Origin of the sequence: Streptomyces sp. NBC_01515 (assembly GCF_045040345.1) — a bacterium.
GTDB lineage: Bacteria > Actinomycetota > Actinomycetes > Streptomycetales > Streptomycetaceae > Streptomyces.
Window position 1 is genome coordinate 6,604,498 of the sequence record NZ_CP109416.1, and the last position, 14,983, is coordinate 6,619,480.

Genomic DNA, 14,983 nt, shown 5'->3' on the forward strand with positions numbered 1-14,983 from the left:
GTCCATGGCGGGCGCATGGCCGGAGCATGGCCGACGCAGAGGTGACGTAGGGCTGATGTATGGCCGACAAAGCCGTGCGAACCCGCCGAGGTTGCACAGGCCCGGCTCCGTACCACCCCCGAAACAGCACGAAGTCCCCACGGGGGCCCCGTACGATCTTCGACCTGACCCGAGGTAACACCCCGGCCGCGGGCCGGGATGAACGCCTCGGTACGCACCATGCGTACCTAATGCAGCAGAGCGGTACAAGCTGCACGCCACAGGAGCTGCCATGTCCCTCGTCTATCCGTCCGGCTACGACTACGACGGCGCGCCCGTGCTCGTCGAGCCCGAGATCCGGCGGCTGGACGGCGTGGTGCGGGAGGTGTCCGTACCGCCGTTGGTGCCGCCGGCGACGCACGGCTCGCTCGCCGACCTGCCGTTCGAGAACGCGGCGGCGGCGCCGGAGCACGTGGTCCTCAGCAGGCAGGACGAGGACGGGAGTTGGCGTGACGTGACGGCGGCGGAGTTCGCCGAGCAGGTGAAGGCCGTCGCCAAGGGGATGATCGCGGAGGGGCTCGCGCCGGGTGACCGGATCGCGGTCATGGCCCGGACGTCGTACGAGTGGACGCTCCTCGACTTCGCCGCGTGGGCGGCCGGTCTGGTCACCGTCCCGGTGTACCCGACCTCCTCCCTCTTCCAGATCCGCTGGATCCTCCAGGACTCGGGCGCGGTGGCGATGGCCGCCGAGACGGTCGCCCAGGCGGCGGCGCTCGGTCCGGAGACGCCCCGGCTGCCCGACCTGCGGCACATGTGGGTCTTCGAGAAGGGCCACCTGGACCGGCTGGCCGAACTGGGCCGGACCGTCCCGGATTCCGAAGTCGCGGTACGGCGTGGGGTGTTGCTGCCGGACACGCTCGCCACCGTCATCTACACCTCCGGCACTACGGGTCGCCCCAAGGGCTGCGCGATCACCCACGGCAACTTCCTCGCGGAGATCGACAACGCGATCGAACTCCTCTACGGCGTCTTCAAGAACAAGTCGGACGAAGAGCCCTCCACGCTCCTCTTCCTCCCCTACTCGCACGTCTTCGGCCGCATGGTCGCCGTCGCCTGCATCCGCGCCCGGGTCCGCCTCGGCCACGCGGCGAGCCTCAAGTCCGAGGACCTGCTGGCCGACCTGGCGAGCTTCCAGCCGACCTTCCTGCTGGCCATCCCGTACATGCTGGAGAAGGTCTTCAACAACGCCCGGGCGAAGGCCGAGAAGGGCGGCCGCGGCAAGGTCTTCGACCGCGCGACAAGCGTCGCCCGCCGCTACGGCGAGGCGCTGGAGGCCAGCCAGTCCGGCAAGGGGCCGGGCCCGACCCGCCCGTTGAAGACGGCCCGCGCCTTCTACGACCCGCTCGTCTACCGCAAGATCCGCAACGCCCTCGGCGGCAAGCTCCGTTACGTCATCTGCGGCGGCTCCCCGCTGGGCCGCCGCCTCGCCGCGTTCTACGCAGGCGCGGGCATCGAGATCTTCGAGGGCTACGGCCTGACCGAGACGACGGCGGCGGCCACCTGCACGCCGCCGCTCAAACCCCGTCTGGGGACGGTGGGTTGGCCGATGCCGGGCACCAAGGTCCGCATCGCGTCCGACGGCGAGATCCTGCTCTCCGGCGGCCAGGTCTTCCGGGGCTACTGGGACCCGCACGGCGACGGGGTGATCCCCGCCTCCCAGGACGGCTGGTTCGCGACCGGCGACATCGGCCGCCTCGACGACGAGGGCTACCTCACCATCACCGGCCGCAAGAAGGAGATCCTGATCACCGCGGGCGGCAAGAACGTGGCGCCGGCCCCGCTGGAGAACTGGCTCCGCTCCCACCCCCTGATCGCCCAGTGCATGGTCGTCGGCGACCGCCGCCCCTACGTCGCCGCCCTCATCACCCTCGACCTCGACGGCATCACCCACTGGCGCCAGATGAACGGCAAGCACCCGGTCCCGGCCGAACTCCTCATCAACGACGAGGAGTTGATCGGGGTCCTGCAACGCGCGGTCGACGACGCCAACAAGCTGGTCTCCCGCCCCGAGTCCATCCGCCGCTTCAGCATCCTGCCGGTGGACTTCACGGAGGCGGCGGGCCATCTGACGCCGTCGATGAAGCTGCGGCGGGAGTTCGTCATGCGGGAGTTCGCGCGGGACATCGAGGCGCTGTACGCCAACTAGCAGCCGGTAAGGGCGATTGACCAGTGGCCGTTCAGGGTGATGTGGTGCGGACCTGGTCATTGACTTCCCAAGACCCCCGCGCGACATTCCCAGCCCATTCCCCGTCGGGCTGGAGCGGCCATGACCCCGAACACGGACGGACAGGTACAACTCCCCGGTAGAAGACGCGTGTTGGCGGGTGGTGCGGTTGCGGCGCTCGGTGTGGCCGCCGGGGTGCGGCACGCGGCCCGCGCCGCCGACCTTCCCCTCCTCGGCACCTACGACGTCGTGGTGATCGGTGCGGGGGCGGCCGGGATGACAGCCGCGCTGACCGCCGCCCAGCAGGGGCTGAGCTGTGTGGTGGTGGAGAAGGCGCCGACGTTCGGGGGATCGGCGGCGCGTTCGGGGGCGGGGATCTGGATCCCCAACAACCCGGTGATCCTGGCGGCCGGAGTCCCCGACACCCCCGCCAAAGCCGCCACTTACCTCTCCGCGGTCGTCGGCACCGACGTCCCGGCGGACCGCCAGCAGTCGTTCCTCGCCCACGGCCCCGCCATGATCTCCTTCGTGATGGCGAACAGCCCGCTGCGCTTCCGCTGGATGGAGGGATACAGCGACTACTACCCGGAGTTGCCGGGCGGGCTCCCCAACGGCCGTTCCATAGAACCCGATCAGCTCGACGGCAACATCCTCGGCACCGAACTCGCCCACCTCAACCCGCCCTACCTGGCCGTCCCTTCGGGCATGGTCGTCTTCAGCGCCGACTACAAGTGGCTCGACCTGGCAGCGGTGAGCGTGAAGGGCGCGGCGGTCGCGACCGAGTGCCTGGCCCGGGGGACGAAGGCGGCGCTGCTCGGCCAGAAGCCGCTCACCATGGGTCAGTCCCTCGCGGCCGGCCTACGGGCCGGACTCCAGTCCGCGCAGGTGCCGGTGTGGCTCAACACCCCGCTCACCGACCTGTACTTGGAGGGCGGTGCCGTCACCGGAGCGGTCGTCACGCGCGCCGGAACCGCCGGTCTTGTACGCGCCCGGCGCGGAGTCGTGGTCGGCTCCGGCGGCTTCGAGCACAACGCGGCGATGCGCGCCCAGTACCAGCGCCGGCCCATCGGCACGGACTGGACCGTCGGCGCGAAGGAGAACACCGGCGACGGCATCCAGGCGGGCCAACGGGCGGGCGCTGCCCTGGCGTTGATGGACGACGCCTGGTGGGGCCCCACCATCCCCATCCCCGGCGACCCGTACTTCTGCCTCGCCGAACGCACCCTCCCCGGCGGCCTGTTGGTCAACCAGGCGGGTTCCCGCTTCGTCAACGAGGCCGCGCCGTACAGCGATGTCGTCCACATCATGTACGACCGCGACACCGCCGCCCCCGACATCCCGGCCTGGCTGATCGTCGACCAGAACTACCGCAACCGGTACCTCTTCAAGGACGTCCTGCCGACGTTCACGTTCCCGGACAACTGGTACAGCTCGGGCGCGGCGTACAAGGCGTGGAGCCTGGATGCCCTCGCCACCTCGATCGGCGTCCCGGCGGCGGCCCTCCGCTCCACGGTGAGCCGCTTCAACTCCCTTGCGGCGAACGGCAAGGACACGGACTTCGGGCGCGGCGACAGTGCCTACGACCACTACTACACGGACCCGTCCGTCCTCCCCAACTCCTGCCTGGCCCCCCTCTGGCTGCCCCCGTACTACGCCTTCCGGATCGTCCCCGGCGACCTCGGCACGAAGGGCGGCATGCGCACGGACGCGCGGGCCCGGGTGCTGCGGGCGGACGGTTCGGTGATCCCCGGCCTGTACGCGGCCGGCAACGCGAGCGCGGCGGTGATGGGGCACAGCTACGCGGGCGCGGGCTCGACGATCGGGCCGGCGATGACGTTCGGGTATGTGGCGGCGATGGATCTGGCGGGGGCGCTGTAACCGTCGTAGGGCGGCCGGTTCGGCCTGGTCATCAGTCGGTCAAGGGATGACCAGGCCGGGGCCAAGCGGCCGTATGCATTGCGCATGCAACGGGTCCGGAGGGCTGACATAGCCGGATTTGGGCCCTGGGCCGGTGGCTACTGTGATGGCGCGAATGTGTCCACAGCGACCATGACGACTGACGACTTACGGGGAAGAGGAGACGGCGGTGGGGGAGCCGAACCGTTCACGCCTTCTTGACTACACACAGGGGCCGACGGCGGGGGTGCCCGAGGCGCGCCGGTCGAGTCTGCTCGACTACGCCGAGGCCGCGCCCCGGCCCGGTCCGGCAGCCGACGGGCGGCCCGGACCCCGGCCCGGTGTCCCGCCGTACGAGACGCCGGTGTTCGTGCCCGCGCATCCCCGGTATGTCGACGCGGTGGACGAGGAGGGCCGGGCGGTGCGCGTGCCGTTCGTCGTCTACGAGCTGTTCGAGCATCCGGCGCGGCACACCGCGGCCTACGCGTTCAGCACGGTGGAGAAGCTGGTGGCCGCGTTCGGGGAGGCCCAGCCGTGGGTCGGGACCTCGATCGGGCCGCTCGCCGAGGCGATGGGCGAGCGCGGCGGCACCGTCGTCCTCGACCCGAACGTCGCCCCGGGGCAGGCGAATTGGCGGCCCGCCGACCTGGCCGCCTTCGCGCGGGAGGTGCGCTGATGCCGGCTGACTTCAAGGCGGTGCTGAGCGACCTCACGGCGATGGCCACGACCCTCCACGACCAGGCCACCGACTACCGCAAGCTGCACCCCCAGGTCTCCCCGCCCGTGGTGAGCGGCGGGGACGCGGGGCTCGACGACGCCATCAAGGAGGTCGCCCACCTCATCCTCGGCCTGCACATCGGCTTCGCCGACCGGCTGGACGACCACGGCGACAAGGTCGCGTACGCGCGGGACTCCTTCCACCGGCACGACGTCGACGTCCACGGGGTGTTCGAGGACCTGATGGTGGGGGAGGACTGAGGACCGATGGGCGACAGCTGGGTCGGCGGCGACATCGGTGGACTGCACACGATGGCCACCACGTACAAGAACGCCAAGGACCAACTCGACGACGTCGTACGGCCGGTGACCAGTGCCGTCGAGTTGCTCGTCGACGACGCGGGCTGGAAGGGCGACGCGGCGGAGGAGTTCCGCGCGAAGTGGAGCGAGGACGCGCTGACGGCGGGCGCCTTCGCCAGCCTGGTGTTCGAGGTCGGAGACGCGCTCGGCACCCTCGCCGACGCGCTCTCCACCTGCGAGACGGCACTGCAGAACGCCGAGCACGTCGCCACGGGCAAGGGCGTGTCCATGGGCGACAAGGGCGTACCCCTGCCCATCCTCACGGCGAACCCGCCCAGTGCGGCGGACCAGAAGACGATCTCCGCGATGACCGAGTACGACACGGTCCGCCAGCAGGTCATGCACACCGCGCAGCAGGCCCGGCTGGTCGCCGCGGACAAGCTGCGCGGGCTGTACGCCCAGGTCACCGCGCCGGTGTCGACCGGCGACAAGATCACCATCGCGGACGCGCTGCGTGGTCTGTACGCCTACGACGCGGAGGACGCGCGGGCCGGCGGCAAGAAGGCGCGCAGCGAACTCGACGACGCGAAGGCCGCGGAGCAGACGGCGAAGAAGGAACTCCGCGCGGAACGCAAGGCGTACCAGAAAGCGGGCCGCTCCCTCCCCAAGGACCTCCCGGCCAAGGGCGCCTACCGTGACGCGGTCATGCAGGTCGACTCCCTGGAGGAGGCCATCGCCCGCGCCGACGTCGGCAGCAGCAAGCTCCCCTACGACCGGCTCCTGAACGTCAAACTCGCCGACGCGGCCGACGCGTTGCGGCTCGGCAAGGGCCTTGAGGCACTCCCCGAGTTCCTCAAGGAGGTACCGGTCATCGACGTCGCCGCGGCTGCCGCGTGCGGGTTGGTGGAGGCGAAGGACGACCACGACAAGGGGTGGTCGTGGCAGCACTCGGTGACGGTGGATGTCGGGGTGGCTGTGGGGGGTGTGGCGGTGGGGGCGCTGGCGGTGTTGGCGGCGCCGGTCGAGGGGGCGGCGGCGGTGGCGGCGGTGGGGGTCGGGGCCACGATCCTTGCGACCAGCGTCCTTGACCACGCCGTCCACGAGCACTGGAGCGAGGACATCCATGACCACGGCGTGGTCGGCGGTGTGCTCACCGGTACCGGCCATGTCGGCACGGAGACCTGGGACGACGGGAAACGACTGGCGAAGGACGTGTGGCACGGTGTCAAAAGCATCTTCTGAGGTCACCGCCGGGGCCCCCGTGGAGATCCCGAAACTGCCGAAGCTCGGTAGAACCTGGTACAAACGCGGCGCGCTCTACTGGCTGTGCCGGACCCGTACGACGCTGTTCCTCCTCATCCTGATGACGGGGATCTCCTTCTTCTCGCTGGCCCTCTACTCAGGGTTCCGGGACGAGATGCCGTCCACCGTACGCACGGTGTGTGACTGCGTGCAGGCGATCGCGGCCTGCGCGGCCCTGGTCTGGGGCTGGATCAAGCAGCGCCGGAGTCATCGGCAGGCACTCCTGGACCCGCCCAGCCCGAAGCAGACCTGGATCGCCAAGCGCGACCACAACAGGCAGGCCGGCAGGTCGGCCGGTTTCGGCGCGGCGGGCGGGCGGGTGCTCATCGCCCTGGCGGCACCCGTCATGCCGGCCTTCGCCGCGTACCTCGTCGGCTGGCTCGCGGCCTGGACCACCGTCCGCGAATACCCGAGCGAGGTCGGCGCCCGCCGCTGGATGCGGGAGCACCCGTCCGGAACATGACCCCGTCCGACATCCCGAACCTGCCCGGACTTCCGGAGCCCTCCTGCGGTTCGTCGTGCCGGCCTTCTCCCACTACATCGCGCTCGTCCGCTACGGCGGCTTCCGCACGAGCCTGCCGCGGGCTGTGCGCACGGTGGGGGACTGGGCGCAGGTGGCCCTGTCCTTCGTAGCCCTGGTGCGGGGATGGCGGGTGCAGCGCCGGGACCACCACAAGAAGCTGCTCGACCCGCAGTCACCCGACCAGGCCCGCCAGGCCGAACGGGACGAGACCCGCCGCTCCACCGGGCTGGCCGTCGCGTTCACCGTCCGCGAGTATCCCGGCGAGATGGGCGCCCGCCGAGCCCTGGAGCGTGCCCACCACCTTCCGGGCAATCAGAAACGCCTGCGCTGACGACTCCCCGAGTTCCTCTTCCGCCTCCCGCACGGTCCGTGACCGCACCCTGAACCCCGCCGCCTCCAGCAGCTCGGCCATCAGCTCCGGTCGCCGGCGTTCGAAGTCGAGGGTCACCGGGTGGCCGAAAGGTTGGTCGAGGGTGAGGGGTTGGTCCCCGGCCTGGAAGGCGAGCAGCAGATACCCGCCCGGTGCGAGGATCCGGTGGAACTCCGCGAAGAGGTACGGGAGTTGGTCCGCAGGCGTGTGAATGGACGAGTACCAGGAGATGGCCGCCGCCAGCGCCCCGTCGGGGATGTCCGGCTCCAGCATCGAACCCTGCCGGAAGCGCAACCCCGGGTTCTCACGGCGCGCGATCGCGAGCATCGACTCGGACAGATCGAGCCCGAACACGTCCAGGCCGAGGGAGGCGAGGTACGCGGTCGTCCGGCCCGGCCCGCACCCGAGGTCGGCCACCTGCCCGCCCCCGCTCCGACTCACCAACTCGGCGAAGCCGGCCAGCACCGCCCCGTCCCGCGGCTGGGTGCGCTCCCCGGCGAACATCTCCGCGTAGTCCTCGGCGATGGCGTCGTAGAAGATCCGGGTACTGGCCACGAAGCCGGCTTCGGCGGAGGCGGAGTTGGAGGGCATCGACGTCATGGCCGGGGACCCTACCGACCCCCACTGACAACCGACCGAGCTTCCGAGCCCCACCCGGCGACACCCACCCGGCGATGACAAAGCCCGCCCAACCGCCGGAGGCAAAGGCAGGAGCCCCGCTGCCTTGCGGCGCGGGGCTCCTTGGGTGTTGCTATCTGTTCCGGATCAAAGCACCAGGCTCCGAGACCGAAGGACTGCGATCAGGTGACTCAGACGGGGGTGACGTTCTCCGCCTGCGGGCCCTTCGGGCCCTGGGTCACGTCGAAGGAGACCGCTTGGTTCTCCTCCAGCGAGCGGAAGCCGCTCGCGTTGATCGCGGAGTAGTGAACGAAGACGTCGGGGCCTCCGCCTTCTTGGGCGATGAAGCCAAAGCCCTTTTCGGCGTTGAACCACTTCACGGTTCCGGTAGCCATAAGCCCTCCTTGGGCCCAAAGGGTTGCCCTGCTCCAGAACCCTGCAAGTGTGAAAACAAGTCCCGCACTACTGCATACGTCTGAAAACGACAAGAGCCCGCGGTTACATGCTCCGCAGGCTCTGTACTGCAAGGGAAACCAAACTGCAACTTGCGGCGAGCCTAGCACTCGGGCAGCCGAAAGCAATAGAGGCCAAGATCACATCACCCGGACGTTTGAAGATCGCCGCGGGCTTGACTGTGGGGCCGAAGTATGGAGCGTACCGCATGAGGTCTAGCCTCACGTTGTGGACAATTCTCGCACCCGGCCGCGCGTCGGCCACATCCAGTTCCTGAACTGCCTGCCCCTGTACTGGGGGCTCGCGAGAACAGGCACGCTTCTCGACTTCGAGCTGACCAAGGACACCCCGGAGAAGCTCAGCGAGCAGCTGGTGCAGGGCGACCTCGACATCGGGCCCATCACGCTCGTCGAGTTCCTCCGCAACGCGGACGACCTGGTCGCCTTCCCCGACATCGCCGTCGGCTGCGACGGCCCGGTGATGTCCTGCGTGATCGTCTCGCAGGTCCCGCTGGACCAGCTGGACGGCCGCCGGGTCGCCCTCGGCTCGACCTCGCGGACCTCCGTACGCCTCGCCCAGCTCCTCCTCGCCGAGCGCTACGGCGTCCAGCCCGACTACTACACCTGCCCGCCCGACCTGAGCCTGATGATGCAGGAGGCCGACGCCGCCGTCCTCATCGGCGACGCCGCCCTGCGCGCCAACCTGCTCGACGGGCCCCGCTTCGGCCTGGAGGTGCACGACCTCGGCTCGCTCTGGAAGGAGTGGACCGGGCTGCCGTTCGTCTTCGCCGTGTGGGCCGCCCGCCGCGACTACCTGGAGCGCGAACCGGTCATCACCCGCAAGGTGCACGAGGCCTTCCTCGACTCCCGCAACCTCTCCCTCGAAGAGGTCGGCAAGGTCGCCGAACAGGCCTCCCGCTGGGAGGACTTCGACGCGGAGGTTCTGGAGCGGTACTTCACCACCCTGGACTTCCGTTTCGGCGCGCCCCAGCTCGCCGCCGTCGCCGAGTTCGCCCGCCGCGTCGGTCCCACGACCGGATTCCCGGCCGACGTGAACGTGGAACTGCTCCAGCCGTAATAGCCGTATAGAAGGCAGAGGCCGTAGAACGCGGATCTGCTCCAGCCGTCATCGCCGGTGGGGTGTGGCGCACTACCCTGCTGGAAGTCGTGCGGGGGAGGGGTGGACGGCATGCAGCCGCTCGGAGACGACGAACCCAGGGTCGTGGGGCCCTACCGGCTGCTCGGCCGGCTCGGGTCCGGTGGGATGGGCCGGGTCTATCTCGGGCGCAGCGCGGGCGGTCGTACGGTCGCGGTCAAGATCGTGCATCCGCACTTCGCGCTCGACGAGGAGTTCCGCGCCCGCTTCCGCCGCGAGGTCGACGCCGCGCGCCGGGTGGGGGGTGCGTGGACGGCCCCCGTGCTGGATGCGGATCCCGAGGCCGCGGTGCCGTGGGTGGCTACGGCCTACGCCGCCGGGCCCTCCCTCTCCGCCGCCGTCGCGGACGGCGGGCCGCTGCCCACGGCCACCGTACGGGCGCTCGGCGCGGGACTCGCCGAAGCGCTCACGGCGGTGCACGAGTTGGGACTCGTGCACCGGGACGTGAAGCCGTCCAACGTGCTTCTCACCCTCGACGGGCCGCTGTTGATCGACTTCGGGATCGCCCGCGCCACGGAGGGCACCGCCTCCCTCACCTCCACCGGCGTCTCCGTCGGCTCACCCGGTTACATGGCCCCCGAGCAGATCCTCGGCAAGGGCGCGACGGGTGCGTCCGATGTCTTCTCGCTGGGGGCTGTGTTGGCTTACGCGGCCACGGGCGAGTCCCCTTTTCCCGGTGACTCCTCCGCCGCGCTCCTCTACAAGGTCGTCCATGAAGAGCCCCAACTCGGGGAGATGGACGGGGACTTGCGGGAGCTGGCGAGTGCGTGTCTGGCGAAGGATCCCGCCGCGCGGCCGACCCCGGGTGAGGTGGGACGGTGGCTCGCGCCGGACGGGGCCGCCCGGCTGGTGGCAGGAGGGTGGCTGCCGGGGGCGTTGGTGGAACAGGTCAGCCGAAGTGCCGTACAGCTGTTGAACCTTGAGGCCGCGGGGGTGGTCGAGGGGGTGCCTTCGGGGCCGGTGGCGTTCAGCAGTCCGTCGGTGGGGGCGGGGGCCGGGGCGTTCGGGCCCGCGCCGGTGATGCCCAAGTCACCTGCGGGGCCAACCGGGTTCGTCCCCGAACCCCGTGACGCGGCCCCGTACGACACCGTCCCACCGGCCTCCGGCCATCGGCCCGGAAAGGTCTCCGTCTCCGTCGCGGCGACGGCGGCTCCCGGGCCCAACGGGCGTGGCCGCAGGGTCGGTTGCGCGGTGGCGCTGTCCGTCGCCGGGGCGCTGGCGGTGGTGACGCTGGTGCCGGTGCTGTTGTACTGGATGCAGCCGGACGACAAGGGCAAGGATTCCTCGGCGGGCGCGATCCCGACCTCTTCCGCCACTTCCTCCGCTTCCGCTACGGCGAGCGGCGCGCCGAGCACGGGTGACGGCTCCTCGCTCCAGTCCATCCCCGACTCCTACCTCGGCACCTGGCAGGGCGAGGGCACCGCGCTGGGCGGCACGCTTCCCGACGGGACCTTCCGGATCACGATCGCCAAGGTGGGCGTGGGGCAGCGGCTGGGCATCCTCCGCCAGACCGACCAACTCGGCGGCGTCTGCGACGACATACTGACCCTGAAGCAGGTGACGAAGACCCGGCTCGTCGCCTCGGCCGCGGGCGCGACGTCGAACCGCGACGTCTGCAACCAGGCCGCCCACACCGTCACCCTCACCCCCGTCGGCGACGACCTCAAGTACCTGTCGGACAGCTCGGCCGAGGGCTCCCCGACCGCGCGGCTGTCCAAGGTCAAGTAGGGCGTCGGGGCCGGCGAGTGGACTACGACCAGCTGCTGATCGCCCTCGCGGGGGTGTGGGGCGCGGGTGCGGGAGCGGTGGTGGCGCGGGTCGGCCGGCGCGGTGCCGGTACCGCGCTCCTTGTCGTGCTGACGTGTGTCGCCCTCGCCGCCGCCACCGGGATCAGGCCCGAACTGGCGGTCTGGCTGCTGCTCGCGCCCGTCGCCGTCCTGTCCGCCGGTGCCGTCGGCCTGACGCTTCCCCTCGCGGGCGCCGCCCTCGCCCTCCTCGGTCTCGTCACCCTCCTGCCCGAGCACGCCGGGCACTGGACGACCGCGCTGCTCGGCGCCCTCGTGCTCGGCGGCGGGTACTTCGCGCTGAGCCGTATCGACTCCGGCAGCGGTGGCGGTCTGGGCATCGACGAGGTGAGGCTCGCGGTCGGGGCGGGGGTCGTGCTCGGGTGGTACGGGTGGCCGACGGTGATGCTGGGCGCGTTCGCGGGGTTCCTGCTGAGGGCGGTCTACGGGGTGTTCGCGGCCCGGAGACCGCGGGACGGCCGGGGGATCGTCGTCCCCTTTGGGCCGTTTCTGCTCGCCGGCGCCTTCCTCGGACTGCTGGTCGGCGCGTACACGGCCTGAGGTGCGGGCGGTATCCGCCGGGCGTCCGCCTGGCGTCCGGCGACGGAAACGGCTGGCGTAGGCTGGCCAGGTCCGTCAGCAACCGTTGCCCGTCCGCAACCCTTGACGAAAGGGACCTCCCGGTGACCGAGAAGGCCGAGCTTCAGTCCGTCCTCGACCGTGCCGCCGAGGGCGGGCGCATCACCCCCGAAGAGGCGCTCGACCTCTACCGCGACGCCCCGCTGCACGCGCTCGGCGCCGCCGCCGACGCCGTACGCAAGCGTCGGTACGCGGGTACGGAGCACATCGCGACGTACATCATCGAGCGGAACATCAACTACACGAACGTGTGCGTCACGGCGTGCAAGTTCTGCGCGTTCTACGCCGCCCCCAAGGACACCGCGAAGGGCTGGACGCGGGACCTCGACGACATCCTGCGCCGGTGTGCGGAGACCGTCGAACTCGGCGGTACGCAGATCATGTTCCAGGGCGGACACCACCCGGACTTCGGCGTCGAGTACTACGAGGAGCACTTCGCCGCGATCAAGGGCGCGTACCCTCAGCTGGTCATCCACTCCCTCGGCGCGTCCGAGGTCGAGCACATGGCCCGGATCTCGAAGGTCACCGTCGAAGAGGCCATCACCCGCATCCACGCGGCCGGCCTCGACTCCTTCGCGGGCGCCGGCGCCGAGCTGCTCCCCGCCCGCCCCCGCAAGGCCATCGCGCCCCTCAAGGAGTCCGGCGAGCGCTGGCTGGAGATCATGGAGGCGGCGCACAACCTGGGCGTCGAGTCCACGTCGACGATGCTCATGGGCACCGGCGAGACCAACGCCGAGCGCATCGAGCACCTGCGGATGATCCGCGACGTACAGGACCGCACGGGCGGCTTCCGGGCCTTCATCCCGTACACCTACCAGCCCGAGAACAACCACCTGAAGGGCCGCACGCAGGCCACGCTCTTCGAGTACCTGCGGATGATCGCCATCGCGCGTCTCTTCATGGACAACATCGCCCACATCCAGGGCAGTTGGCTGACGACGGGCAAGGAGGTCGGCCAACTCTCCCTGCACTACGGCGCGGACGACCTCGGCTCGATCATGCTGGAGGAGAACGTCGTCTCCTCGGCCGGTGCCAAGCACCGCTCCAACCGCATGGAGATCATCGACCTCATCCGCAAGGCGGGCCGCGTCCCCGCCCAGCGGGCCACGACGTACGAGCACATCGTCGTCCACGACGACCCGGCGAACGACCCGGTCGACGAGCGCGTGATGTCCCACATCTCGTCCACGGCGATCGAAGGCGGCACGGCTCACCCGGAGTTGAAGCTCCTGTCCGCCAACTAGGCCTCCTGTGCTGACGATTCACACGGCCGACGAGGGCGGGGCCGTCGCCGTCGAGGGCGCCCGGATCGTGGGCGTCGGGACCCTGGCGGAGATCCAGGACCGCTTTCCCGCCGCCCGGGTACGCAGTTGGCCCGGCGTCCTGGGCCCCGCCCGCGTCCACGAGGGCCCCCTCCCGGATGCCCCGAGCCCACGGGAGCGGATCCACGCCGTACTGAAAACGGGCGCGACCGCTGTCCTGGCGCAACACGCCGACTCACCCGAACTCCGGGCGGCGGCGGAGCGGAACGGGGTCATGGTCCTGGTCGCCGCGCGCCCTACGGCTCTTGCAGACCTCGGCCGAGCCGACCTCGCCGTATTCGACGAGGCCGGCGAGTGCATCGCAACGGTGTGTGGAGGGCGGCTCCTCTACAGACGCCGCTAGGTTTTTAGGGGCGCGGGGCTGTGTCGATTTGCGGCTCCGCCGCGTGGGCGCGACCAGCGCCGCTCAGGCCAACACCCTTCTTTTGGGGGCGCGGGGAACTGCGCGACCAGCCACAGCGGACCGTAAGTCGGCGAACAACCAGTCACCCGGCAAACGCTTCCCCGAACGCGCCGGCCGACTGCGTCACCCCACTGCAGTCCGTAGCCGCGTCATCGTCCGAACTCCCGCTCGCACACTGCTGATCCCGGAACGTCGACCACATAGACACCCACGCGACCTTCTTCGACTCGGCGAACGTCCGCACCTGCGCCGCGTCCGAGAGCGAGAACGTCTCCCCGGAGACATCGTTCACCCCGATCATCGACGTGAGCGCCATCCCCTGCCAGGCCCCCGCGTCCGACAACCCGAACACCTTCTTCAGCTGGGTGTGCGTGGCCGTAGCGGACGTGATCGCGTAGTCGCCCATGTCAGCCGTGTACGACTCGCCGTAGTTCATCGTCATGATGTTGACCGTGGAGACGGCCACCGCGTTGTCGTTGGCGGACTCCAGCAGCGCCAGGCTGTCGGAGTCGAGACCGGACGGCATCACGGGCAGGGTGAAGGAGACCTTGAGGCCGGTGCGCTCCTTCTGGAGCAGGGCTATCGCCTTGGAGCGCAGGGCGACCGACGTCGAGTCGGTCAGCGCGTCGCCCTCGATGTCGAAGTCGGCCTGGGACGAACCCGCCGCGTCCAGCGCCTCGCCGTACGCCTTCGCGAGGGCCGTCGCGCTGGTGCAGGTCTCCGCCAGCTCCTTGCCGGACGCCCCGCCGAAGGAGATCCGGACCGTGGCCCCGGAGGTCTTCAGCGCCGAAATCCTGGACTTGACGGCCGAGTTGCCGATCGCGGTCGTACCGTTCCACGTCGGCGTGCACGTGCTCCCGCTCGCGATGGCGAAGGACAGGTTGTACGTCGACGGCGACCCCTTGCTGTCCATGTCCGCGGCCGTCGTGGCGCTGACGTACGGGGCGTAGGACGTGGTCGACGACGAGCCCGACGAGGCGGACGACGACGGCGTCGACGACGGTGTGGACGTAGCGCTCTCCGTCTCTCCGGAGGACGAGTTCGACGAGTCACCGGAGCTGGAGGAGCATCCGGTGACCGCGAGGGCAAACAAGCAGGTGAGCCCGGCCGCCGGTTTCAGGAAACTCCTCATATGAGCATGCACCCTTTCCGTCTCGGGACGGTGATTTCTGTCTCAGGATGGAAACAGAGTCGGTTTCCGAAGGCTAAATGAAGCACATGGGGCTGTGTCTCACGAAGACAGAAAAAACATAGGAAACCCACGGGTATCGTTGCACGAAACGGTCAAGCCGGGCGGC

14 protein-coding genes are annotated in these 14,983 nt (G+C 70.1%); 11 read left to right on the forward strand and 3 right to left on the reverse strand.

Going from position 1 to position 14,983, the window contains the following annotated elements:
• Positions 1-271 precede the first annotated feature (271 nt).
• The 6 genes from OG407_RS29955 (at position 272) to OG407_RS29980 (ending at position 6,881) form a co-directional block, all read left to right on the forward strand.
• Positions 272-2,185, forward strand: coding sequence for an AMP-dependent synthetase/ligase (locus OG407_RS29955; RefSeq protein ID WP_405862759.1), 1,914 nt, complete (start codon positions 272-274; stop codon positions 2,183-2,185).
• A 120-nt stretch (positions 2,186-2,305) separates the two neighbouring features.
• Positions 2,306-4,081, forward strand: a complete 1,776-nt coding sequence (gene kstD / locus OG407_RS29960) for a 3-oxosteroid 1-dehydrogenase (RefSeq protein ID WP_405862761.1) — start codon at positions 2,306-2,308, stop codon at positions 4,079-4,081.
• 208 nt (positions 4,082-4,289) lie between these two features.
• A complete protein-coding gene (locus OG407_RS29965) occupies positions 4,290-4,775 on the forward strand; it encodes a hypothetical protein (protein ID WP_403582719.1) in 486 nt (161 codons plus the stop codon).
• Entirely contained in the window at positions 4,775-5,077 is a 303-nt protein-coding gene (locus OG407_RS29970) for a DUF6317 family protein (RefSeq protein ID WP_405862764.1), read from the forward strand. Before OG407_RS29965 ends, OG407_RS29970 begins: the two co-directional genes overlap by 1 nt.
• A gap of 6 nt (positions 5,078-5,083) precedes the next feature.
• The gene (locus OG407_RS29975) at positions 5,084-6,358 is read left to right on the forward strand and encodes a WXG100 family type VII secretion target (protein WP_405862765.1); all 1,275 of its coding nucleotides are present in this window, start codon (positions 5,084-5,086) and stop codon (positions 6,356-6,358) included.
• 19 nt (positions 6,359-6,377) lie between these two features.
• On the forward strand, positions 6,378-6,881 hold the full coding sequence (locus tag OG407_RS29980; RefSeq protein WP_405862766.1) for a hypothetical protein: 504 nt from the start codon (positions 6,378-6,380) through the stop codon (positions 6,879-6,881).
• Positions 6,882-7,113: 232 nt separating this feature from the next.
• Here OG407_RS29980 and OG407_RS29985 read toward each other — a convergent pair whose 3' ends face one another.
• Both OG407_RS29985 and OG407_RS29990 read right to left on the reverse strand, forming a co-directional pair.
• Positions 7,114-7,902 carry a class I SAM-dependent methyltransferase gene (locus tag OG407_RS29985; protein WP_405868684.1) on the reverse strand — a complete coding sequence of 263 codons (789 nt, stop codon included), beginning with the start codon at positions 7,900-7,902 and terminating at the stop codon, positions 7,114-7,116.
• A 218-nt stretch (positions 7,903-8,120) separates the two neighbouring features.
• Positions 8,121-8,324 (reverse strand): cold-shock protein, encoded by a 204-nt coding sequence (locus OG407_RS29990; protein WP_003998944.1) that lies wholly within the window; start codon positions 8,322-8,324, stop codon positions 8,121-8,123.
• Between the two features lie 286 nt (positions 8,325-8,610).
• Between OG407_RS29990 and OG407_RS29995 the strand changes: the two genes are divergently transcribed.
• From OG407_RS29995 to OG407_RS30015, 5 genes are all read left to right on the forward strand, one after another.
• Entirely contained in the window at positions 8,611-9,459 is an 849-nt protein-coding gene (locus OG407_RS29995) for a menaquinone biosynthetic enzyme MqnA/MqnD family protein (RefSeq protein ID WP_405862767.1), read from the forward strand.
• A 111-nt stretch (positions 9,460-9,570) separates the two neighbouring features.
• On the forward strand, positions 9,571-11,265 hold the full coding sequence (locus tag OG407_RS30000) for a serine/threonine-protein kinase (RefSeq protein WP_405862768.1): 1,695 nt from the start codon (positions 9,571-9,573) through the stop codon (positions 11,263-11,265).
• Between the two features lie 17 nt (positions 11,266-11,282).
• On the forward strand, positions 11,283-11,882 hold the full coding sequence (locus OG407_RS30005) for a hypothetical protein (protein ID WP_405862769.1): 600 nt from the start codon (positions 11,283-11,285) through the stop codon (positions 11,880-11,882).
• 122 nt (positions 11,883-12,004) lie between these two features.
• Entirely contained in the window at positions 12,005-13,204 is a 1,200-nt protein-coding gene (mqnC, locus tag OG407_RS30010; RefSeq protein WP_328680290.1) for a cyclic dehypoxanthinyl futalosine synthase, read from the forward strand.
• Between the two features lie 7 nt (positions 13,205-13,211).
• Positions 13,212-13,625, forward strand: coding sequence for an imidazolonepropionase-like domain-containing protein (locus OG407_RS30015; protein ID WP_405862770.1), 414 nt, complete (start codon positions 13,212-13,214; stop codon positions 13,623-13,625).
• A 142-nt stretch (positions 13,626-13,767) separates the two neighbouring features.
• On the opposite strand, the gene OG407_RS30020 is transcribed toward OG407_RS30015, so the two are convergent.
• A complete protein-coding gene (locus tag OG407_RS30020) occupies positions 13,768-14,817 on the reverse strand; it encodes a chitinase (RefSeq protein ID WP_405862771.1) in 1,050 nt (349 codons plus the stop codon).
• Between the last annotated feature and the right edge of the window lie 166 nt (positions 14,818-14,983).